At 56.7% G+C, this 21,135-nt stretch carries 18 protein-coding genes; 6 read left to right on the top strand and 12 right to left on the bottom strand.

The genetic code is table 11. The features are described 5' to 3' along the window. Positions 1 to 361: 361 nt before the first annotated feature. The gene (locus ACI0FJ_RS09800; protein ID WP_424302501.1) at positions 362 to 1,342 is read left to right on the top strand and encodes a LysR family transcriptional regulator; all 981 of its coding nucleotides are present in this window, start codon (positions 362 to 364) and stop codon (positions 1,340 to 1,342) included. 58 nt (positions 1,343 to 1,400) lie between these two features. On the opposite strand, the gene pstA is transcribed toward ACI0FJ_RS09800, so the two are convergent. From pstA to ACI0FJ_RS09785, 3 genes are all read right to left on the bottom strand, one after another. Continuing rightward, the gene (gene pstA, locus ACI0FJ_RS09795; RefSeq protein ID WP_424306534.1) at positions 1,401 to 2,219 is read right to left on the bottom strand and encodes a phosphate ABC transporter permease PstA; all 819 of its coding nucleotides are present in this window, start codon (positions 2,217 to 2,219) and stop codon (positions 1,401 to 1,403) included. A 159-nt stretch (positions 2,220 to 2,378) separates the two neighbouring features. After that, entirely contained in the window at positions 2,379 to 3,266 is an 888-nt protein-coding gene (gene pstC, locus ACI0FJ_RS09790) for a phosphate ABC transporter permease subunit PstC (protein ID WP_424302498.1), read from the bottom strand. 105 nt (positions 3,267 to 3,371) lie between these two features. Next, positions 3,372 to 4,184, bottom strand: a complete 813-nt coding sequence (locus ACI0FJ_RS09785) for a phosphate ABC transporter substrate-binding protein (RefSeq protein WP_424302495.1) — start codon at positions 4,182 to 4,184, stop codon at positions 3,372 to 3,374. Between the two features lie 447 nt (positions 4,185 to 4,631). On the opposite strand from ACI0FJ_RS09785, the gene ACI0FJ_RS09780 reads away from it, so the two are divergent. Both ACI0FJ_RS09780 and ACI0FJ_RS09775 read left to right on the top strand, forming a co-directional pair. Beyond that, complete coding sequence (locus ACI0FJ_RS09780) at positions 4,632 to 6,743, top strand: ATP-binding protein (RefSeq protein ID WP_424302492.1); 2,112 nt, start codon at positions 4,632 to 4,634, stop codon at positions 6,741 to 6,743. Between the two features lie 90 nt (positions 6,744 to 6,833). Continuing rightward, the gene (locus ACI0FJ_RS09775; protein ID WP_424302489.1) at positions 6,834 to 7,913 is read left to right on the top strand and encodes a tRNA(5-methylaminomethyl-2-thiouridylate) methyltransferase; all 1,080 of its coding nucleotides are present in this window, start codon (positions 6,834 to 6,836) and stop codon (positions 7,911 to 7,913) included. Between the two features lie 307 nt (positions 7,914 to 8,220). Here ACI0FJ_RS09775 and pspC read toward each other — a convergent pair whose 3' ends face one another. From pspC to pspA, 3 genes are all read right to left on the bottom strand, one after another. Beyond that, complete coding sequence (gene pspC / locus ACI0FJ_RS09770) at positions 8,221 to 8,676, bottom strand: envelope stress response membrane protein PspC (protein WP_424302486.1); 456 nt, start codon at positions 8,674 to 8,676, stop codon at positions 8,221 to 8,223. Beyond that, entirely contained in the window at positions 8,673 to 8,909 is a 237-nt protein-coding gene (locus ACI0FJ_RS09765) for a hypothetical protein (protein WP_424302483.1), read from the bottom strand. Before ACI0FJ_RS09765 ends, pspC begins: the two co-directional genes overlap by 4 nt. Before the next feature lie 110 nt (positions 8,910 to 9,019). Then, entirely contained in the window at positions 9,020 to 9,685 is a 666-nt protein-coding gene (pspA, locus tag ACI0FJ_RS09760) for a phage shock protein PspA (protein ID WP_424302480.1), read from the bottom strand. 162 nt (positions 9,686 to 9,847) lie between these two features. On the opposite strand from pspA, the gene pspF reads away from it, so the two are divergent. Together pspF and ACI0FJ_RS09750 are read left to right on the top strand one after the other, a co-directional pair. Then, on the top strand, positions 9,848 to 10,969 hold the full coding sequence (gene pspF, locus ACI0FJ_RS09755; protein ID WP_424302478.1) for a phage shock protein operon transcriptional activator: 1,122 nt from the start codon (positions 9,848 to 9,850) through the stop codon (positions 10,967 to 10,969). Between the two features lie 111 nt (positions 10,970 to 11,080). Then, entirely contained in the window at positions 11,081 to 11,560 is a 480-nt protein-coding gene (locus ACI0FJ_RS09750; RefSeq protein WP_424302475.1) for a universal stress protein, read from the top strand. Here ACI0FJ_RS09750 and ACI0FJ_RS09745 read toward each other — a convergent pair. Both ACI0FJ_RS09745 and ACI0FJ_RS09740 read right to left on the bottom strand, forming a co-directional pair. Then, positions 11,546 to 12,910, bottom strand: a complete 1,365-nt coding sequence (locus ACI0FJ_RS09745) for an SH3 domain-containing protein (RefSeq protein ID WP_424302472.1) — start codon at positions 12,908 to 12,910, stop codon at positions 11,546 to 11,548. The two genes, ACI0FJ_RS09750 and ACI0FJ_RS09745, sit on opposite strands and share 15 nt — an antisense overlap. A 68-nt stretch (positions 12,911 to 12,978) precedes the next feature. Further along, positions 12,979 to 14,340, bottom strand: coding sequence for a glycerate kinase type-2 family protein (locus ACI0FJ_RS09740; RefSeq protein ID WP_424302469.1), 1,362 nt, complete (start codon positions 14,338 to 14,340; stop codon positions 12,979 to 12,981). Positions 14,341 to 14,429: 89 nt separating this feature from the next. On the opposite strand from ACI0FJ_RS09740, the gene ACI0FJ_RS09735 reads away from it, so the two are divergent. Continuing rightward, a complete protein-coding gene (locus tag ACI0FJ_RS09735; RefSeq protein WP_424302466.1) occupies positions 14,430 to 15,677 on the top strand; it encodes a DUF484 family protein in 1,248 nt (415 codons plus the stop codon). Positions 15,678 to 16,038: 361 nt separating this feature from the next. Here the strand turns inward: ACI0FJ_RS09735 and ACI0FJ_RS09730 are convergent, their stop codons facing one another. The 4 genes from ACI0FJ_RS09730 to ACI0FJ_RS09715 form a co-directional block, all read right to left on the bottom strand. Further along, positions 16,039 to 16,749, bottom strand: a complete 711-nt coding sequence (locus tag ACI0FJ_RS09730) for a Bax inhibitor-1/YccA family protein (RefSeq protein ID WP_424302463.1) — start codon at positions 16,747 to 16,749, stop codon at positions 16,039 to 16,041. A gap of 131 nt (positions 16,750 to 16,880) precedes the next feature. Continuing rightward, the gene (locus ACI0FJ_RS09725) at positions 16,881 to 17,813 is read right to left on the bottom strand and encodes a calcium/sodium antiporter (RefSeq protein WP_424302460.1); all 933 of its coding nucleotides are present in this window, start codon (positions 17,811 to 17,813) and stop codon (positions 16,881 to 16,883) included. Between the two features lie 347 nt (positions 17,814 to 18,160). After that, entirely contained in the window at positions 18,161 to 19,141 is a 981-nt protein-coding gene (locus ACI0FJ_RS09720; protein ID WP_424302457.1) for a GGDEF domain-containing protein, read from the bottom strand. Positions 19,142 to 19,633: 492 nt separating this feature from the next. Next, the gene (locus ACI0FJ_RS09715; RefSeq protein WP_424302454.1) at positions 19,634 to 21,007 is read right to left on the bottom strand and encodes a sodium-dependent transporter; all 1,374 of its coding nucleotides are present in this window, start codon (positions 21,005 to 21,007) and stop codon (positions 19,634 to 19,636) included. Between the last annotated feature and the right edge of the window lie 128 nt (positions 21,008 to 21,135).

The following is a 21,135-nucleotide window of genomic DNA, read 5'->3' as shown; positions in this document are numbered from 1 at the left end:
GTTTTTTTATGTTGTTAAAAAATACTTCAAATGTCTCACCATGTGAAAAATATGTATTGAAAATGATCTGATGTATTGCGCTTGTTCACATTCTGTAACGATGATGAAGACCAAAAATGTATGTATGTGACAAACACTAGTTAATTGAAGGGGTAATCACATTTTGCGGTGTGTATACAAGGCAATTAAAATGAGTTGTTTTTAAGTTTTTTTTAATCCGCGGGTTCATTGTGCATTTTGTAACGAAGCAATTGGCCGCAGTGCTCATTCTATCTTTTGAAATCATTGTGAAAAACAGAACATGACGTTTTGTGATTTGAAAGAGAGCCAAAAAGGAAAAGCTGACTATTTTGGGGAAAAAATGCGGATAAACCTTAATCAGTTGCGTTGTTTTTATCTGGCTGGAAAATTCAACTCTGTCTCCAGAGCGGCCGACGTGCTCTTTGTGACTCCTTCGGCCGTTACAATGCAGATTAAAAAATTGGAGCAATGGGTTGGCTTCCGGTTGCTCACCCGGGGAGGCAATTCCATACGAATCACGCCTGCTGGCGAACCCATATTCGCCCTTGCTGGGAAGGTTTTCCGGGAAGCGGAGATTCTGGAGGCGGAACTTGAAAAAAGGATGCATTCGCACAAGGACAAGGTGTTCATCGGATGTTCCCACCGCGTTTTGGCCACGCACATCCTTCCCAATCTCATTCTTCTGCTCAAACAGGCGCATCCGGAATTGGATATTCAGATAGTTCCGGATGCCTCCACAGCCATCAAAGAGCGCCTTCTGGCGGACGAGCTGCATTTTGTTCTGACAGCCAAGCTGTTTCAGGCTCCGCCCTTCAAGTTTATTCCCCTTTTTGCGGAAGAGCTGGTCCTGGTCACCCTGAACGGGTCGAGGTTTGCTCGGAAAAAAAAGATTCTTCCGGAGGACATTGCTTCGATTCCCCTGCTGTTGCAGGAGCGCAGTATTTACATCGTCAAACAATATATCGAGGCAAAGGGGATCACTCCTGAAATTGTCATGGAGAATCTTTCCGCCGACGTTATCCGGCAGTTTATCCGGCAGGATTTAGGTGGGGCGCTTCTTATGCGGTTTGCAGTGCAGGAGGAAATTGACCGCGGCCTGTTTCAGGAAATCGAGGTGGAGGGTGGGCTGCCCAGCGCCAGTTTCGGGCTTATGTACAGTCCCAAGAATATTCTTGCCTCATACCTGCAAAACCTGGTGACGGTGTTGGAAAACATGTCCTTCCGGCGGGATGACCTGGTGTGTGTACGGGGAGTTCCGCAACATTCTTCAAACCGGTCCCAGGCAAAAAAAACCCCGCCAAGAGGCGGGGCTTGTTGCTGATAAAAGCACGAGAATCGCAGACGGGAGCCCTTGGCGGCTCCCTCAAGCAACTTTGCAATTAATGTTTTTTCTGCAGGCGGGCGCGAATCCAGATGGTGACCATGTTCATGCCCAGAACCAGGGCTATGAGCACCAGGGCCGTACCGTACTGCAGCGGGCGCGTCTTTTCGATTTCTGTTCCGGCAGTGGCCAGCACATAAATGTGGTAGGGCAGGGCCATGACGTCGTCCATGAAGGAGGTGGGCAGTTCCGGGGTAAAAAAGACGGAAGCTGTGAACATGATGGCCGCTGTTTCGCCTGCGGCACGGCTGATGCCCAGAATGGAACCTGTGAGCATGCCGGGCAGTGCCGCGGGAAGGACCACCCGGAAGATGGTCTGGAATTTGGTTGCGCCCAGGCCCAGGCTGGCTTCGCGGTATGTCTGCGGAACGCTGCGCAGGGCTTCTTCGGAAGTGCCGATGATGACCGGCAGGGTCAGGAAGCCGAGTGTCAGGATGCCGGAGAGGATGGAGACGCCGAAGCCGAAGGCGGTAACGAACAGGCCAAGGCCGAACAGGCCGAACACGACCGAAGGAACGCCTGCCAGGTTGTTGATGCCCAGGCGGAGAATCCGGACGATGCGGCCGGGCCGGGCATATTCGTGCAGATAGATGGCCGATCCCACTCCCAGGGGAAAGGCGACCAGCATGGAACCGAGCCCAAGGATGACCGTGCCCACGATACAGGGGAAGATGCCGCCTGCGGTCATGGAGTCACGCGGCGCTTCGGACAGGAATTCCCAGCTGATGGCGGGAATTCCGTGATAGAAGAGGTAGGCGCAGATGATAACCAGGGCCAGCCCGTTGATCAGTGCGGCCGTGCGGAACATGTTGAACATGATGGTCTGTACAAGCCTGCGCCACTGGGACGAACGGTGACTGTTGGGAGATTTTTTCACCGTGGCCCTCACCTCGTTTTGTACGGGTGCCATGCCCGATCCTTGTGCCATATCTATTGATTCTGCCATGTTGCAGTTCCTCACGTACCGGCCGGAGCCCTACAGGGTGGCCGCGCCGACCTGTTTGTGCTTTTCGGCGATATAGTCCGCCACAATGTTGAAAAGAAGTGTGAACAGGAACAATACGATGCCGATAGCGAAAAGAGCGTGGTAGTGGTCGCTCCGGAAGGGAGCCTCGGCCATTTCCGCGGCAATGCTGGCGGGCATGGGGCGGACCGGGTCGAAAATGGATGTCGGGATGAGCGCTGCGCCGCCTGCAACCATCAACACGACCATGGTTTCGCCGATGGCGCGGGACATGCCCAGAATGGTGGCGGTGCTGATGCCGGAGATGGAAGCGGGAAGAATGACCCGACCGATGGTCTGCCAGTGGGTTGCCCCCAATGCCAGGGAGGCTTCCTTGAGTTCTCGGGGCACGCTGTAGATGGCGTCTTCGGAAATGGAGCAGATGGTCGGGACGGACATGAAGGCCAGCATGAGCGAGGCATTGAAAAGGTTCTGCCCTATCCAGATATCGAAGGTATCCTGAAGCCAGGGGGCCACGACCACCAGACCGAAGAAACCGATGACGACCGAAGGCAGGGCAGCCAGCAGCTCGACGACTGGTTTGACGATGCTGCGGACCTGGGGCCTGGCTATCTCCGCCAGGTATACGGCGGTCATGATGCCCAGCGGGATGGCTATCAGTGACGACAGTGCCGTAACCGACATGGAGGCGATAATCAGGGGAAATATTCCAAATTCCGGCGGCTCATAGGTCGGGTACCATTGGTCTCCGAAGAGGAAGCGCAGGACCGGAACTTTTTGCAGAAGGGGAAAGCCTTCCATGAAAAGGAAGATCATGATGAGCGCCAGGATCAGTATGGAGACCAGCGCTATCATGAAGAAAGTAATGTGGATGATCTTATCCTTGGTCTTGCGACGCATTGGGACACCCGCTGTAAAATTTAAAAGTGCTTAGCTGGCAAAGGGCCTCCCCATTCTTTGGGAAATGGGGAAGCCCTTCCTGTGCCACTACTTTGAATCGAGTACTTACTTCACAGGGACGAAACCGGCTTCGGCAACCAGCTTCTGACCTTCGGGTCCCATCAGGAAGTCGAGCAGGCTCTTGACTTCGCCCTTGGGAGCGCCGTTGGTGAAAACAAACAGGGAACGGGAAACAGGGTAGGAACCGTCTTTGGCTGTGGTAGCGGTGGGAGCGACGCCGTCGACGATGAGAGCCTTGACGGTGTTGTCCACGTAACCCAGGCCGTCGTAGCTGATGGCATATTTGTTCTTGCCCACAGTTTGGAGAACGGCACCGGAGGAAGCCTGCATCAGAGCCATGGGAGTCACCTTGGTCTTTTTCTGCATGATCAGGTGCTGCCAGGTTTCAAACGTGCCGGAGGAGCTGTCGCGGGAGATGACGGCGATACGTCCGGGGTTGCCGCCCACTTCCTTCCAGTTGGTGATCTTGCCGGCGTAGATGTCTTTGAGCTGAGCGCTGGACAGGGCCTTTACGGGGTTGGCAGGGTTGACGATGGCGGCCACGGCGTCGCGGGCGACAACCAGGCGGACGGGATCAATCCCTTTTTTCTTGGCCAGGTCATGTTCCTTGCCCTTCATGTCGCGGGAAGCCATGGCGATGTCCGTGGTATTGTCAAGGAGAGCCTTGATGCCGTTGGAAGAACCACCGCCGGAAAGGGAGATGGAGACATCGGGATGCTTGGCCATGTATGCTTCAATGGCCTTCTGCATGATGGGGAAAACGGTTGTGGAACCCTTGATTTCGATCTTGCTGCCAGCAAAGGCATTGCCGGTGAGACCGATGACAAGCAAACAAGCGAGTACGAGCAGTTTTTTCATAATTGTCCTCCTGAGGATGATCAAACAAAATGTCTAAGTGAGACGATGATAATAGGTAGAAGCCCTATGTTGCAGAAACGTTACAGGCTGAGAGAATCTCGGTTACAGCCCTGAAAACCTTGTTCTCACGAGCGATGTCGCAAGACCGGACAGACATTGCCTGCGATGTGTTACGAGAATGTTGCGGAATGAAGATGGTGCGAAGACGGCATGTATTTTATTGGTTTAAAGGCTTTTTCGTTGCATTGGTTGGACCTGATTCTTTCTGGACAAAGAATGCTGATTAAGGGTTAAATGTATACGGTTGTTTTCTCCCAAGTGCCGTGCACCGGGGAGTGGAGGAAAAATCGGGAGTGGGTAAACTGAGACTGTGTCATCCACAGGGAGGGACACTTGGACAAAGGGAACCCCGTTCGTACTGCCGAATCTCTCAGGAGAGAACGTCGCATGGCATTCGGGCTCGCCTGTGTGGCGTTTCTGGTTGTGGGCGCTTTTCTTTTCTGGCTGGAGGGGACCTACAAAGAAGTACTGGTGGGAGATTCCAAGGCAGAACTTCACGGGTGTCTGGACAGCGCAGCCATCGGACTTTCCACATCCCTGAACAGTCGCCTGTCTCTGCTCCAGGGGCTCAAGGTCTTTGTACAGACCGCTGTAAAGCGCGGTAAATCGCACGACTGCATGGAAGATTCGTTCTCGTTGTTTGCTTCCGGGCTGTACCGGGCGGCAAACGGGGTACGAAATTTCATCATTGCCCCGGACGGGGTAAACCGTCTGGTCTATCCTTTGCGATCCAACCATCCGTCTCTGGGCCACGACCTTTTGCACGACAAGCGTCCGCAAGTACGGCTGGCCGTGCAGCGTGCAGTTGATACGCAAAAGGTAGCAATGAGCGGACCGTATGAACTGCGCCAGGGCGGATTGGGGCTCGTCGCCCGTATGGCCGTGTTTTCCAATGGCACTTTCTGGGGACTGGTGACCATGGCGCTGGATGTGCCGCCCATCCTTGAAGAGGCCGGCCTGGTGCCGCCGCCCAAAGGGATACGTTTCGCCCTTGGAGATACAGAGGGGGACATCTTTGTAGGGGATAAGGACATCGTTCGTATGGAGCCGGAGGCTCGCACCATCCAACTCCCCGAAGGCCAGTGGACCTTGTATATGATCCCCGAACAAGGTTGGAAGGAAGAGATTGCCGAGCCCCTGCTGCTCTACCGGGGGCTGTCAATAAGCCTGGCTGTTCTCCTCGCCTTTGTGGTGTATCTTCTGGTCTTTCGTCAGGCTCGCCTGCGTCGTAGCGTCATGGAACAGACCAAGGAGCTGTCTTCGGCCAACATTCTTCTGCGCGACGAGGTTACGCGCCGCAAGCTGGTGGAACAAGATTTGAAACAGGCCAAGGAATATGCGGAGTTGGCCAGCCGCGCCAAGTCCGAATTTCTGGCAAATATGAGCCACGAGATACGCACCCCGCTGAACGGTATGATGGGCATGCTGCAATTGTTGCAGCCCACAGCCAAGGATTCGGAACAGACCGAGTATATGAACAACGCCATTGAATCCGCCAAACGGCTGACCATGCTGCTTGGTGATATTCTCGACCTCTCCCGCGTGGAGGCGGGAAAGATGGAGTTGTTGTTTGGAGCTTTTGATATCCGTGAGACGGTGCACGGGCTGGAGCAGGTGTTCAGAACCGTATGCGAGGTCAAGGGGGTGATGTTGTATTGTCATGTCGATCCCCGTGTGCCCCAGCGGGTAATGGGCGACCAGATGCGGGTTCAGCAGATTTTGACCAATCTTGTGGGCAATGCGGCCAAATTTACCGAGGAAGGGCAGATCGAAGTCGCAGTCTACGCATTGCCGTATTCTCCCGACGACAGGGTGAAGTGCCTGTTCATGGTTACGGATTCGGGCATTGGCATCAAGGACAGTGAATTGAATTCACTGTTCGATACCTTTGTCCAGGCGGAAGCCGGGATGGACCGGCGTTTTCAGGGGGCAGGGCTTGGGCTGTCCATTGTGCGGGGCCTGGTGGAGCTGATGGAAGGTTCGGTGTCCGTGGAAAGCGAGGCCGGAAAGGGGACCAGTTTTTATGTAAGCCTGCCGTTTGCCGTGGCGCCTGATGAGACACCGGCGGAAAGGCTTCGCAGCGAGCCCGTAGATGTTGCAAATGGCCAAATAGACGCGGATGTTCTGGTGGCGGAGGATGACCGGGTCAACCTGCTGACCCTGATCCGTTATCTGGAGCGGAACGGCTGCCGGGTGACGGCGGTAACCAATGGAGAGCAGGCTGTTTACGCTCTACGCAAGGCGAATTTCGACCTGATTCTCATGGACATCCAGATGCCGATAATGGACGGCCTTGCGGCGACAAAGGCCATACGTTCGGGCGAGGCGGGCGAGGAAAAGGCCCGCATTCCCATTGTGGCCCTGACCGCATACGCCATGACGGGCGATCGGGACAAGTTTCTGCAATCGGGCATGGACGATTACCTTGCAAAGCCGGTCACATTGGAGTCCCTGCAAAAAGTCCTCAGAAATATGCTCGACAGGAAATGGAAAAGGTAGCGGCCTTTTTTCGTAGACCCTGCGGGAGAAACAGAACTTGCTCCGGACCGTTTCGGCCTTCCGGATTGCGGCTTGCCAGCCGGACGGGGAATGAGTAGCTTCCCGGCGATGAAAAAATCCTACCACGCATTAGCACTTTTTTCCGGAGGGCTGGACTCGCTTCTGGCCGTTCGTATGATTCAGCGGCAAGGGCTTGACGTCCTGGGGCTGCACTTTACCTCGCCTTTTTTCGGCCACCCGGGCCTATTGGCCGAATGGCAGAGCATGTACGGTGTGGAGCTTCTTCAGGTGGACGTGGGCCAGGAATATATAGATATGATGCGCTCCGGGCCGGTTTACGGTTTCGGCAAGGTTCTCAACCCGTGTATCAACTGCAAAATCCTCATGCTGCGCCGGGCCAAACAGATGATGGCCCAATACGGGGCGCAGTTCATCATCAGTGGCGAGGTGGTGGGCCAGCGGCCCATGTCGCAGCGGCGTGACGCGCTCAATTCCATCCGCAACGAGGCCGAGGTCGGCGACGTCCTGCTGCGTCCGCTCTGTGCCCGCCAGATCGACCCCACGCCTGTGGAACTCTCCGGCCTGGTAGATCGGGAAAAGCTGGGCGATATGCGGGGACGCGGGCGGAAGGATCAGCTTGCCCTGGCCAAAGAATACGGGTTTGTGGAAATTCCTGCTCCGGCTGGCGGATGCAGGCTCACGGAAAAGGAGTCGGCCAAACGGTATTTCGACGTCTTTCGCCACATGCCCGCTCCGGTTCCCGAAGATTTCGATCTGGCCAACACCGGACGCCAGTATTGGAGCGGCCCCCACTGGCTGAGCATCGGCCGCAACGAGGCCGACAACGACATGCTGGAAAAATTCATCCGCCCCACGGATTTATTGTTCCGCCTGGCAGACCATCCGGGGCCGTTGGCCTTGGGGCGTCAGCTGCCCGGTACGTCATGGAGCGAAGAAGTGGTGCGGGATGCGGCCGCCTTTACTGCCAGCTTTTCACCCAAGGCCCGCAAGAGCGGTGGAGAAGTGGATGTGCTGGTTGTCGAAGGCGGTGAACAGCGCACAGTCTCCGTGCTGCCCAGCCGGACAACCGAGACCAACTGGACCGTGCGCGACTGGGAAAGTGTGCGCCGGAACAAGACCAGTATTATCATTTCGGATTCCAAGAGCTGAAACGTCTCCCGGAGGCGGTCATTTTGTAATGATTTCAACCGACGTGTACCTCGTGCGCGTCGGTTTTTTTATTTTCCGTTGCTGGGTGCTTTCAGCAAGAGATTGCGCTCTGCAATGAAAAATTCCTGCCAGGCGAATACCCGGCAGGAATTGGTAGTGGGAAATTTTCAAACAATCATCAGCGCGATCAACCAGCAAATGCGGTGTTCAAGGAACTCGCCTTGCTCATGCAGCATAGGGGGCATGGCTGCTGCACTGGCGTGTGCCGCGGGCAGGGGGCTTTGAACGGCAAGCGGCAAATGCGGGACTAGCGTTGGTTGAACCGCTCATCCCATTCGAATTCCTTGCTGGTCACATGGTCTTCCATACGCCGGATGCGTTTGTCCAACTGGTCGAACTTGCGCTTGAGTCTGCTCAGCCCCTGTTCGCGGGAAGAAGCATAGGATTCGTAAAATTCCTGCTCCGATTCGTTTTTGAGGGGAACAACGGGTTCCGGTTTGAGCAGAAAGGCCACAATGACGTAAAGGATGAGAGCTGGCCAGATGCCCGTGAATATTGCCGCCGCAATAACGCCGATTCGTACCCAGCGAAGAGGGAGTCCGTAGTATTCCGACATCCCTCGGCACACTCCAAGGAATTTACCGTTGCGTGACCGGTAGGGCCCGGTTCTTCCGTCCGGACCGTAGCTCTGCTGGCCGGGACCTCGCCCGAACCTGCAACTCCGTACCTTCCAACCGCGGGGACCCCCATTGTTGCGTCTCATGAGCCTTTATCCTTTTTGTTCTTGTCCAGGAGGAGCGTTTCGAGCGAGTCAACACGCTCTTCCATACGCTCGAACCCCTGGTAGAGTTCCTGAATTGTCTTGGTGTCTTCGGCGTCGCGCTCTTTGTCTTTTCCTGAGCCCTGGCGCAATTTCAGAATGCCCAGGATGAAGGCGAAGATAATCACCAGTTTGATGATGTCCCAGAATTCTTCCTGCCAAAAAAAGCCGTGCATGTGATGCCTGCCGGTAGTTGTCGGTTTGCGAAGTGGCGAGGTCGAAAGGGGCTTTGGCAGCGGGGCGTCATGCCCTCCTTTCGGACGGTCGCAACGTCATTGTGCCCCAATCAATCCTTGTTTGCCACTTTCTTCTTGAGGTCCTGGAGTTCCTTTTCCACGTCCTCGTCGGCTTCCATGCGGCGGAATTCGTCTTCCATGGTCGGGCCGCTGTGCGGGCCTTCCACGTCGGCTTCGGCCTCCATGCGTTCGATGCGCTGTTCGTAGCGGTGGAATCGCAGGAATGTTTCGTTGTCGTGCAGCTTGCGGACTTCCTGGCGGGCCTGCTTGCGCTGCTTGGCTCTGGCGTGCCGCTTGATCAGGGAACGCTGCTTGTCCTTGGCCATGGCCAGCTTTTCTTCCAAAAGGCCAATGTCTTCCTGGGCCTGCTCCACTACGGCATCGCCCTGGGCGAGTTCGGCTTCCAGTTCTTCGAGCAGGGTGCTCAGACGCTTCTTTTCCACCAGGGCTTCGCGGGCCAGGTCTTCACGCCCGCGTTCCATTGCCAGACGGGCGCGTTCGTCCCATTTGGCTTCCTTGGAGCGCAGATTGTCCAGGTCGCGGGACATGCGTTTGCGATCGGCCATGGATGCGGCGCAGGAGGACTTGATCTCCACCAGCGTCTCTTCCATTTCGCGAATCATGAGGCGTATCATCTTTTCCGGATCTTCGGCCCGGTCGAGCATATGGTTGAAGTTGGAAGTTACGATGTCTTTGAAACGAGAAAAAATACCCATGACGTCCTCCGATGAATTGTAGTTGTCCGGATAAAAGCAGAAGTCGTGCCAATGACGTTGTTTTTGCAACTGCTTGGAATATTGGTGGAATGCGAGCTTGTCGTAAAAACGTAACTGGCGTATTTAGATAGTTATAGGTTAATTTAGCCAAAGAGTATTTATATGAGCCAAGATTTGCCCTTCGATCCAGCCCGTATTGAATTATTGGGCCGCAGTGATGTGTTTCTGGACTTTCTGGACGATCTTGCCCGCGCTGCGCGGGTGCAGCGCCCCGTGCTCGTCATTGGTGAACGCGGCACCGGCAAGGAGCTTGCCGTGGCTCGTCTGCACTACCTTTCCGAGCGGTGGGACGGGCCTTTGGTTACGCTCAACTGTGCCTCCCTGACGCCCTCCCTGCTGGAAAGTGAATTGTTCGGGCACGAGGCTGGCGCATTTACCGGTGCCGTGGCCCGGCGCGTGGGGAAATTCGAGGCTGCCTGCGAAGGAACACTGTTTCTGGATGAAATAGCCACCCTGGACCTGGCAGCCCAGGAAAAGATTTTGCGGGCCGTGGAGTACGGTGTTTTCGAAAGGGTCGGTGGAAGCCAGGTGGTCCAGTCCGACGCCCGGGTCATTGGCGCGACCAATGCGGATTTGCCGTCCATGGCAGCCAATGGAAAATTCAAGCGCGACCTGCTGGACAGACTCAGCTTTCTGGTGCTGACCGTGCCGCCTTTGCGCCAGCGCGAGGACGATATTTTATTGCTGGCACGCAAGTTCGCCTCGGATATGGCTCTGGAATTGGAATTGGACCAGAGCCCCGAGTTTTCCACTCAGGCCGAAAAACAGCTGTTGTCCTACCCCTGGCCGGGAAATGTCCGGGAACTGAAAAACGTGGTGGAACGGGCCGTGTTCAATAGCGGAGGGGATGTACGAAACGTTGGTTTTGATCCGTTCAAATCACCGTTTCGTCCCCGTCCCGACAATGCCGAGAATGCCGACAAGGCCCCCGCGGAAAGAGCCCCGGCTGGGGAGGTTGGTATTTGCCCCGATGCTTGCCCCGATGCTTGCCCCGATGCGCAGCAAGCCGGGGGACCAGGGGCGAGGGCTGGAAAGGAAACTGATTTTTCAAGCTCTCTTCCCGACCAGGTGGAGCGGCTCAAGCGGACATTGATGGTCAATGCCCTGCAAACCTCGCGGTACAACCAGCGAAAGGCCGCGGAACTGCTGGGGCTGACCTATAATCAGTTCAGGGCGCTGTACCGGAAGCTGGAACTGCAACCGGAAGCCCAAGAGGAGCAATAGCCCCTTGGAGGCGCAAACGGCGGGGCTGAAACAATATATATGAAGCTGTATTTAACGCTACGCATGGTGGACGGGTTCGTGATAAGGAAAGGTATACAACGGAGGTGTGCGATGTTCCGGCGTATACTGGTTCCTCTCAAGTTTTCCACCAGCAGCCTGCAGGCTGCACGCAAAGCGTCCGAGCTGGCCGGGGTTCATGCGGCACGGCTTATCCTTTTTCATGCCGTGGATTATCGATGCATTGGACGGGAATCTGAAGCGGAATGTGCGAATGCCTGCTCCAAGGCCGCTGAACGCTTTGAAAAAGAAATCCGTTCGGGGCTGGCACCTGATGTGGACGTGGAATTTCTCTGCTACCCTGCGGACCCTGCCATGGAAGCCTGCCGTCTGGCCCGGTCCACCAATGTGGATCTCATCGTGATCGGCGGACATCAGCCTTCCGGCCATCCACTGGGCAGGGTGGATTACACGGGCATGACCATCATGGAAAAGGCTCCCTGCGCCGTGCTGCTCTTTCCGCTGTTCGAGGAGCCGACTGAGCCGCTGCCTGGGGCCATGACTGGGCCGTCGGGCGACTCAGAAACCGAGTAGCGTCATGGTGGTGAGACGGTAGGCGAGATCGCCTTCCGGTCTTTTGGCGTGGCGAAGTTCCATGCCCAGGGAAAGGGTACTGATGATCCCTTTGCCCACAAGGTGCCTTCCTTCCTTGTGCCGTCCCCAGAGCAGGGTCTCGCTGGTCTTGACGCCCCAGGTGGCGTGGAAGGCCACGGCCTTTCCCTCAAATTCGCCCAGGTACAGCATGATGTGTCCCGGCATGCCCAGCAGGGTCATGAAGGGGCGCCCCTGTTCGAGCACCTGTTCTTTTTTCTGGTCCGGCGTCAGTCCTTCCAGCCGGATGACTTCCCCGCTGTTGGTCTGGTCCTTGGAATTGCGCGGCAGTCCCAGGCCGAACGGGATGAACAGATCGAGCATGCTGGCCGAGCAATCCCTTCCGCCGTACAGGCCGCCCCATCCGTAGGGCTGCCCTATCATCTGATCCAACAGCACGGCCATGTTTGCCTTTGTCAGGGGCCAGGGCATAGGCCGGGCATTGGGGGCGGACACAACGGCAGGAACCGCCGCGGCCTTTCCAAAGATATTGCGGACGGGCAGCAGGGTTTCCCAGCCTCTGCCGCTGCGCGTCAAAAGCGGCAACACAGAGCCGATGCGGGCCTGAAACCGGAAAAGTCCGAAGTCGTCGTGCAGGGGGGAGTGGTCGCGGACCACCGCCATAAGCGGGGCGGAGCGGAAGGTGTCGGCAAAGCTGTCGTCCACGAAAGCCACATCACGGGCCGGAATCCAGCCGGAAGCCTGGGGCGCTTCCGCGAAAATCCATTGGCCGTCTGCCGAGGTATGGGCCAGGAACAGCGGGGTGCCTGCCAAAACTCCACTGTTCTGCATGTAATCAAAGGGGAATCCTTCCCCGGCCTTGTGCGGGTCGAGAAAGGCGGGCTGGTCCGTGGGCAGGGCACGCAGGGAGGTGTTGGTTACGGTGATGCCCCGCAACCGCGTGTTGGGGAAGTCTTCCATGTCCGCCTTTGCGGCCATGTCGTGGAGCCAGTGTTCCGGCAGCGGCCGCAGATTGGCCCCGTACAGGGTGCTTTTGCGGTATGCCGTTACCGGCCAGAGAATCAGGGACTTGCGACTGACGGGCTGTTCCCGTTCCCAGGGTCCGAACCAATAGGCCCGAAAGCGCAGGTACATCTGCTGCTGTTCGGCAGGTTCCATAAGCGGGGTACAGGCCTGCTCCGGGGGAAAATACGCCTCGGCCCGTTGGGGAAGGGTGGTCAGATCGACGGGGTCGGCCACGGTGCGGACGGAGGTGCAGCCGGAAAAGAGCAGCCAGACCGCAAGCAGCGGAAGAGTAAGTACGGGGAGGTGAAAATTCCTGATATGATACATGACTGCAGAGTATCCGCGTCACAGGATGTTGGCAATGGGCGCCTGAATCTCGCGATTACCGTGTTGGCTCAGGAGAAGTTGATTTTGTCGGCCTTGCCGATGAGGACCATGGCCAGATCCGCCACATTGGTGCGGGTGGGGCCTGTTGTGAAGAGTCCTCCGACCTTTTGGAAAAAGGCGTGGGAATCGTTGCGGGCCAAAAAGTCGCGGGCGTCGAGCCCCTGTCCATGGCCGCTGGTTACCGTGGCTCCGTCCACAAATGCGCCGGCGGTTTCGGCACTTCCGTTCAGACCGGTGGTTCCAGCACACAGGGCGCTCAGCCGCATGTTGCCTTGAAAGGCCGAGGCAAGGGCCAGGGCCAGCTCCTGGTTGCGCTCATTTTTCTTGTCCGTATGTTTCCATTTTCTGCTGCCGTCGCTCTGCACCGTGGTGGTCTGTCCGCCGGTCAGGAAAAGGATGGGCCTGTCACCATTGAGTCCGGTTGCGGCAATGCTGGCCAGGTGCGACAGTTCCCATGCAGTAATGCGGGCACTGCCGCTGATGGCCGGGAGCTGGCGTACTTCCAGCCCCATGGTGGCCGCCTTTTCGGTGATGGCGCTGAGCATGCGGCGCATTCCGGCAATCACCGTGGTGTGGCAGCGGGCAAAGACGGGATCGCCCGGCTTGGGTGTTTCGGGCAGGCGGCCGGCCTTGCCAAGGGTCAGCCTTCTGAGCACGCTGGGCGGGACTTTATCCTCAAGGCCGTGGGCGTAGAGCACTTCCAAAGCATCGGCAAAGGTCGTTGGATCGGGGAGGGTAGGTCCTGCGCCGACAAGGCCGGGAACGTCTTCCGGCAGGTCGGAGACGGCCAGACACTCCAAATGCGCAGGCGCGGCGCGGCGGGCAAGAAGGCCCCCCTTGAGGCGGGAAAGATGTTTGCGGACGCAGGCCACCTGGGCGGTGCTCGCACCTTTTTCCAGAAGCAGACGAATGGTTTGCCGACTGTCGCTTAGAGGAAGCTGACTGGGAGCGCACAACAGGGAGCTTGCACCATCGCTGATAAGTACGATGAAAAGTGTCTTTTCGTTTCCTGCCCGGAGTCTGGCAAGAATATTTTCCGAGGCGGCGAATGCTTCTCCGCTGGGGAGCGGGAGCGAGGCTTCGTGGCAGGCAACACGTTTGAGGTCAAGGCCTTGGCCTTCGCCCACAATGATGTCTCCACCGCTCAGCCTGTCTCCAAGGATTTCTTCCACTTCGCGGGCCATGGCCCCGACCTGGAGCCCGGCACCCAGTAATTCTATTTTTTCAAATGCATTGAGATCGTAGACCCGGCCACAGATATGCAGCAAATTGTCCGAAATGCGGACACATCGGTTTACTGCAAGATCAGGACGCACGGTATCGATTCCTGATTTGAATAAATATTCAAGTAGATATTGTTCCCTTGTCATTACGACGATTTATGCCACACCAGAATATTGGTCAACCGACATTTTAATGACAGTTGCCGCAAGCTATCCACTGCGTGTATGGTCGGGAGATGGAACGCAACCTTAACGAGGCGAGCAGCAGCGGGAAGCTCACACGAACAATCTGGGAGCTCCAGCAGGCTATACAAAAAGGCGACAGCAGGTTGGTTCTGGAGCTGTGCTCGCGCATTGAGGAACTGGAGCAACGCATACGGGCCGACTGCGCCATGGTGCAGGGGGAGCTGAAGGTTCTGGAGCAGCGTTGCAGGCATCAGAAGATGACAACGGACAAGCTGGAATCCCTGTTTTTTGAAACCAGGGACTGCTACACCCAGTCCTTGACCGTGTTCGAGCGCTTCCGGCGGCTGATTGCAGACATGCAGCGGCTGCGTTCCCTGGCCGAATTCCCGGCTTTTCTGCTGGAGCTGAAATCCCATCTGGATGTTGATTCCCTGGAATTGGCCCTGCGGGCCGAACTCTGCGACGAGTTCGTTTCCCGGACCATTCGCACCGTGCCCGGCGCGGAACTGGAGCAGGCCATCTCGCTTTTATCCGGTAAAGGATATTTGGGGCCGGTTGGGCAACTGCCCCTGCCTGAATTTTTTCTGGGGGAGGTCGGGAAGGAAAAAAAAGGGTCCTGCTATGTGCATCCGCTCGACAACAAATACGATCCGCAAGGGCACATCGGGGTTCTGAGCCTGTATTCGGCCGATCCCGAACGCTACGGCGCGGACAAGGCCACGGATTTTCTTTCCCATTTCTGCGAACTCATGGCCTGCGCCTTGGTTACGGTGCGCGACCACGACGTGTTGCTGCGCCAGTCCGTCGTCGACCCCCTTACCGGCGTGCACAACCGGATGTACCTTGAACGCCATGCCCAGAGGCTGCTCGATTTTTCCCGCCGCAAGGGATTTCCCGTCAGCCTTTTGTTTATTGATCTGGACGATTTCAAACCGGTAAACGACAATCTGGGCCATAATGCCGGAGACGCCATCCTGAAGGAGGTTGGCCGCCGCATCTCCAACCTGGTGCGGGATTACGATATTTTTGTCCGGCTGGGAGGGGACGAGTTCGTGTTGCTCTGTCCGGATACGGACGAGAGCCAAGCCGCTGCCATGGCCGTGCGTCTGGAGCAGGAGGTTGCCGCCATCAACGTGGCCGAATGCACCGGACGCGACACCGGGCTGCGCATTTCCGCTTCCGTGGGTGTGTCGTCGCAGACCGGACTGCATAATCTGGACGAACTTTTGCAACTGGCTGATGCGGCCATGTACGCCAGCAAACAAGGCATAAAGAAAAAGGCCGAAGGAGACGGTTAGTATCCTTCGGCCTTTTCTGGAAAGGTTTGCAACAACGCAGTTGAAGACCTCTTCGGACGGCGCGGCGGAAAGTTTAGTCCGTTGCGCTTTTTTTTTGAAAAAAAGTGAATTTTTACTGTCCACCCATCTTTTTTACGCAGAGCCGCAGATCGTCCCTTTCGGCAGTTTGTTCGCCTATGTCTATGTCGGCCATATCAAAAGAAAAAAAAGAATTCAGCATGATGCGCATTTTCCCTGCGCGAGGAGTTGTTGTGCGAAACAACGACACGTCATGGTTCACACCAAAAGGAAACGCTCCCACAGCCATTTTTATGGCCGCAGGAGCGTTTCTCAAGTGTGTGTGAAGTATTCGTGCGTATAACTAGTCCCTGTTGCCTCCGAAAAAACGCAGCAGCATCAGGAACAGGTTGATGAAGTCCAGATACAGGGTGAGTGCCCCAAGAATGGTGCCCCGGCGTACGGCCGTAGCGTCATTGGCCGGAGCGCGTTCGCCCATTACCTTGAGCTTCTGCGTGTCGTAGGCGGTAAGGCCGGTAAAGACCAGCACGCCCACGCCGGAAATCACGAAGTCCATGGCCGGACTGCGCAGGAAGATGTTCACCACCATGGCGATGACGATGCCGATAAGCCCCATGAACAGAAAACTGCCCCATGAGGTCAGATCCTTTTTGGTGGTAAGGCCGTAAATGCTCATTGCTCCGAACATGCCAGCCGCGGTTACGAATGCCTTGAACACGTCCGAAGTGGCATAGACCACCAGCACGGAAGACAAGGTAAGGCCGGTCAGGGCGCTGTAGAGCAGAAACAGGCCGGTAGCCATGGTGCCGGACATGCGGTGCACGGCAGCGGAAATGGCCACCACCAGACCAAACTGGGCGATGATGAGCCCGATGAGCAGGATCTGGTTGGTGAATATGGCCTCCATCAGGGCCGGGGTGCGCGCTGTATAAAAGGCAACCAGGGCGGTAATGCCCAAACCCGCGCTCATCCAGGCATAAATGCCGCGCATAAAGGCGTTGACAACTTCAACGCTGCTGGCGCGGGATGTACCGAAAGTCTGAAATTGAGCCATTGGAATAAACTCCTGTAGTGTACGTAATGTTTTCGTGATGAATAAGCTAATCAGCCTTGCGGCAAATGACAAGAAGAACCGACCGCTTCTTTGCCGAATTTTCTTTGGGCCGCAGTTTGCTCCCGGCGGGCTTACCCGGAAAAGTCCATGCCCCAGCGTATCAGGGTCAGCAGAACCAGGATTGCGCCTTCCAGGCGGCTGACGCGCCAGCCCGTGCGGATGAAGAACAGGGTAACGGCCACCATGCCGATCAGGAAAATCATTCCCGGTATGGCCTCCGGGCCTACGGTCAGGGGGCGCAGGACCGCCGTTATGCCCAGCACGCCCAGATAGTTGAACAGGTTGCTGCCCACAAGGTTGCCCAAAAGCATGTCGTTGCGGCCCCGGACGGAGGCGGCCAGGCAGGTGACCAGCTCGGGCAGGGATGTGCCGCCAGCCACAATGGTCATGCCGATGAACCACTCGGATACTCCGGCGGACAGGGCAATGGTTCTGGCTGCGTCCACAAGCAGATCCCCGCCCACGGAAACGCCCACAAAACCCAAAAGCAGCTTGGGCCAATCCTGCCATACGGCTTCGCGGCCCGTGGGAGCCTCGGTAACATCCGGGGGCAGAGAGCCCCGGCGGCTCCACAAAAAGGTCAGATAGCCCACCAGCAGGGCCAGCAGCAGAAAACCTTCCAATCTTCCCACATGGCCGTTCATTGCCAGCAGGGGGACAAGTACGCAAACGGCCAGCAGGGTGCCGCCGTCACGGTAACATACGGTGCGTGTTCCGCATACCGGGCGGATAAGGGCCATAAGCCCGAGGACCAGGCCCAGATTGATGATGTTGGAACCGACCACGTTGGACAGGGATATGGCAGGCAGCCCTTTGAAGGCTGCGGAGCCGGAAACCAGAAACTCGGGGGCCGAGGTCCCGAAGGCGACGATGGTCAGCCCGATGAACAGGTCGGACATGCCGAATTTTCGGGCAAGGGCGGAGGCGCTGTCCACCACCCAATCCGCACCAAACCACAGCAGAATGACACTGATGGCCACCAGCCCGAGGGCTTCGAGCGGCATGATTGTATCCTTGGTGTAAAAAGTTTTGGGAAAAACAGACCGATTCTTACAGAGCCTGTTGTGACGAAGGGAAAAATTACGGTGTTGCTTGGAGAAATGCAAACCCTCGCCTGGAGAAGAATACGGGGTGGTTCTGCCTTTTCTCCCTACTTTTCGAGCTTGTACTGCCGGGGGCCGGGCTTTGCATGCGGACTGGTCGGTCTTGGTCAAAAACGGGTAGAGAAAGAGGGAAAGTAGGGGAAAGTGATGAAGCCCTTGGCGCACACCAGCTGGCTACAGCTGCGCAGGAAGAGAACTGGCAGTTGTCGAGTGCTGCCAGGGAAAAACAATGCGGGACTGGTCTTGTTTCAGGCTTCGCCCAACTCTTCCAGGTCGGAGAAGGAGCAAACCTGGTTGCGGCCGCGTTCCTTGGCCTTGTACAGAGCCTGGTCCGCCCGGGACATGACCTCGTCCACAGTGTCGTCTTCCGGCCGCAGGGTGGCCATGCCGATGCTGACCGTCATTTCCACTCCCAATCCGCCCACATCCACTATATTGCTCGCCACGGCCTGGCACAGGCGCTCGGCCAGTATTTTCGCGCCCTCGATATTTGTATTGGGAAGCAGGCCGACGAATTCCTCGCCGCCAAAGCGGGCAAAGATGTCGGCTTTGCGAAACATGGGCGTACACTGGGCGGCGAATCCCTTGAGCGCGGCGTCGCCCGCGGCATGGCCGAAGGTGTCGTTGATGCGTTTGAAGTGGTCGATGTCCAGAATCAGCAGGGACAAATCCTGCCCGTACCGGCGGGCGATGTCGAACTGCTTTTCAAACACTGTGACGAAATAGCGGCGGTTGTAGAGCTTGGTCAGGGAGTCGCGCACGCATTGATTCGACAGCTTGTCGATGAGCATCTTGTGTGTGGTGATGTTGTGAATTGCCCATATGACGGCATCGGGCCTGCCCTGTCCTTTGGGAAGGGGAAGGACGCGCGCCTCATACCATTGGCATTCGGCACAGCTGCGTATGGAAGAAGCCGCAAACAGGGCGTCCGTGGAAAGGCGGAATTCGAACGTTTTCAGCTCCCTGTCGTCCAGACATTCGCGGATCAGGGAGAGGTAATGCGAGGCTGTTTCTGCGGGCAAAATCTCCTGCAGCATCCGGCCCTTGAAAGTGTGTATCATCCCGTAGAGTTCCGGGGTATGGCCTCCCAGGACATCGAGTATCAAGCCTTTGCCCGATATGATGAGCAGCGGATCGGGAATGGCCTGGGTGATGCTCAGCAAGTTATCCGGGCTGGACAAAATGCCGGTGCTGAAGAGATGGGCGGAGTTATCTTGTACTTCGTTCATGGTGGGCTTCAACAGGAAATGTTTTCCTGCACCGGCGCGGCCGAAGACTTATCCGCACCCGGTTTTGTCGCGTTGCGTGAATTCCATGGATAGTGCAGGGAAAGCTACAAACGTGCACAGAAAGGCTGCCGGGCCGGTTTCGTCCATCCGCCTTCAATGAAGGGCGAAAGCCATTGTCCGGGACGGAGGCACAAGAGAATACTCTCCATGGTCGCCCCGAACGACGCGGTGTATGGACTTTTGTCGCAACGCCGCCACGGTTGGAAGGCCTGTTGTATCTGATGCGAAGTAGCCTGTGAGACGACGGAAATCCCCACTCCCATCCCCCACTGCAAAATTTCATGGTTACAGATCCATTTCGGATAATTTGGAATAAAGATATCTTTTTTTATCCGGTGCCGCAATACGGAATATGGTAATTGCTCAAAAAAAAAGGGAAGCGAATAGCTTCCCTTGCTTGATATCTTGCAGGCGCGTTGCGTGGGCCGAGGGCTAGAAGACGCCCAGGCCGTTGAGCAGCACAATGATGACCAATATCGGCGTCAGAAAAGCGACCAGCAAGGTGTACACGCGGCTGATTCCCTGGTTGCTCAAGGCTCCACGGTTGGACAGCGCCTCGACTATGCGGTCCTTGCCGAATATCCAGGCGGCGAAAAAGCAGATGAACAGGCCGCCGATGGGCATGAGCAGGTTGGATGAAACAAAGTCGCACAGGTCGAACATGTTCAGACCGAAAATTTTGAAATCGGCCATCAGGTTGCTGGACAGGGTGGACGGAGCGCCGAACAGTGCCAGCCCCACCGCGCACATGACGGAAGCCTTGAGACGCGACATGCCGTGCCGTTCGGCCAGGTAGGCCACGGGTACTTCAAAGAGCGAGAGCATGGCACCGGTGGAGGCAATGGCCGTCAGAACGAAAAAGATGACCACGAAGATTCTGCCCATGGGCATGGAGGCGAAGACCGCTGGAATGGTAATGAACAGCAGCGAGGGACCGGCATCGGGCTTGAAGCCGAAAGCGAAGACCGCCGGGAAAATGGCAATGCCCGCCAGCAGGGAAACCGTAAGGTCGGCCAGCACGACGCGGGTTGCCGTAAGCGGGATGTTCTGGTCGCGTCGGAAGTAGCTGCCATAGGTGGTCATGGTGCTGGTGCCGATGGAAAGCTTGAAAAAGGCCAGCCCCATGGCAATGAGTACGGCTGTGCCGTTTATTTTGGACAGGTCGGGCGAAAACAGAAAGGCCAGCCCCTTGGAAGCGCCCGGCAGGGTCAGGCTGCGCACGCAGATAATAATAAGCAACAGAAAAAGCACGGGCATGAGGCGTTTGGTGGTTTTCTCGATGCCCTTGGAAACCCCCATGATAATGATGGTCGCCACGACTGCCAGAACAATCCACTGCCACACAAGGGACTGTATCGGATTGCTGACCATGCTGTTGAAGGCCGCCGAAGTCGTGTTCGGGTCCGTGGAAACAATACTCCCGGACATGGCCTTGAAAATATAGGCGAACACCCATCCCGCTACATCGGTGTAAAAGGCCAGGATAAGGCAGGAGGCCAAAACGCCGGATACCCCGATGATTCCCCAGGCACCTTTGTTTCCGCCCAGACGCTGGTATGTGGTTACCGCGTCGGCCTGGGCTGCGCGGCCCAGCATCAGTTCCGATATCATTACCGGAAGCCCCACCAGCACGGTGCAGGCCAGGTAGACGAACAGAAAAGTTGCCCCGCCGTTGCTGCCGGTGAGGTAGGGGAATTTCCAGATGTTGCCCAGACCCACGGCGGAACCCAATGTTGCCGCGAGCACTCCCAGTCCGGTGGCGAATCCGTCACGGCTGGGTTGGGCGGTGGTGTTGCCCGATTGCATGTGATTTTCCTTTGTGTAGGGATTTTTGTGCTTACGTTCGTACGGTGTCCACAAACCGCATGTCGAACGGCTGTCGGGAGCAGGAACGGGATTGCCGTTGGGTGTGTGCGGGGTATGAACGTGTTGAG

The sequence above is a fragment of the Desulfovibrio sp. 7SRBS1 genome, from assembly GCF_049723905.1.
Taxonomy (GTDB): domain Bacteria; phylum Desulfobacterota; class Desulfovibrionia; order Desulfovibrionales; family Desulfovibrionaceae.
The sequence above is the reverse complement of the archived record's forward strand: the minus strand, read 5'-3'. Positions and strand labels throughout refer to the sequence as shown.

Excerpts from the sequence above, each read along its gene's own strand:
- pstC (WP_424302498.1), bottom strand. The coding sequence starts at position 3,266 with ATGCGTCGCAAGACCAAGGATAAGATCATCCACATTACTTTCTTCATG.
- ACI0FJ_RS09800 (WP_424302501.1), top strand. The coding sequence starts at position 362 with ATGCGGATAAACCTTAATCAGTTGCGTTGTTTTTATCTGGCTGGAAAA.
- pstA (WP_424306534.1), bottom strand. The coding sequence starts at position 2,219 with ATGTTCAACATGTTCCGCACGGCCGCACTGATCAACGGGCTGGCCCTG.
- pspF (WP_424302478.1), top strand. The coding sequence starts at position 9,848 with ATGAGCCAAGATTTGCCCTTCGATCCAGCCCGTATTGAATTATTGGGC.
- ACI0FJ_RS09725 (WP_424302460.1), bottom strand. The coding sequence starts at position 17,813 with ATGCCGCTCGAAGCCCTCGGGCTGGTGGCCATCAGTGTCATTCTGCTG.
- ACI0FJ_RS09750 (WP_424302475.1), top strand. The coding sequence starts at position 11,081 with ATGTTCCGGCGTATACTGGTTCCTCTCAAGTTTTCCACCAGCAGCCTG.
- pspC (WP_424302486.1), bottom strand. The coding sequence starts at position 8,676 with ATGAGACGCAACAATGGGGGTCCCCGCGGTTGGAAGGTACGGAGTTGC.
- pspA (WP_424302480.1), bottom strand. The coding sequence starts at position 9,685 with ATGGGTATTTTTTCTCGTTTCAAAGACATCGTAACTTCCAACTTCAAC.
- ACI0FJ_RS09745 (WP_424302472.1), bottom strand. The coding sequence starts at position 12,910 with ATGTATCATATCAGGAATTTTCACCTCCCCGTACTTACTCTTCCGCTG.
- ACI0FJ_RS09775 (WP_424302489.1), top strand. The coding sequence starts at position 6,834 with ATGAGTAGCTTCCCGGCGATGAAAAAATCCTACCACGCATTAGCACTT.
- ACI0FJ_RS09720 (WP_424302457.1), bottom strand. The coding sequence starts at position 19,141 with ATGAACGAAGTACAAGATAACTCCGCCCATCTCTTCAGCACCGGCATT.
- ACI0FJ_RS09730 (WP_424302463.1), bottom strand. The coding sequence starts at position 16,749 with ATGGCTCAATTTCAGACTTTCGGTACATCCCGCGCCAGCAGCGTTGAA.
- ACI0FJ_RS09765 (WP_424302483.1), bottom strand. The coding sequence starts at position 8,909 with ATGCACGGCTTTTTTTGGCAGGAAGAATTCTGGGACATCATCAAACTG.
- ACI0FJ_RS09740 (WP_424302469.1), bottom strand. The coding sequence starts at position 14,340 with ATGACAAGGGAACAATATCTACTTGAATATTTATTCAAATCAGGAATC.
- ACI0FJ_RS09735 (WP_424302466.1), top strand. The coding sequence starts at position 14,430 with ATGGAACGCAACCTTAACGAGGCGAGCAGCAGCGGGAAGCTCACACGA.
- ACI0FJ_RS09785 (WP_424302495.1), bottom strand. The coding sequence starts at position 4,184 with ATGAAAAAACTGCTCGTACTCGCTTGTTTGCTTGTCATCGGTCTCACC.
- ACI0FJ_RS09715 (WP_424302454.1), bottom strand. The coding sequence starts at position 21,007 with ATGCAATCGGGCAACACCACCGCCCAACCCAGCCGTGACGGATTCGCC.
- ACI0FJ_RS09780 (WP_424302492.1), top strand. The coding sequence starts at position 4,632 with ATGGCATTCGGGCTCGCCTGTGTGGCGTTTCTGGTTGTGGGCGCTTTT.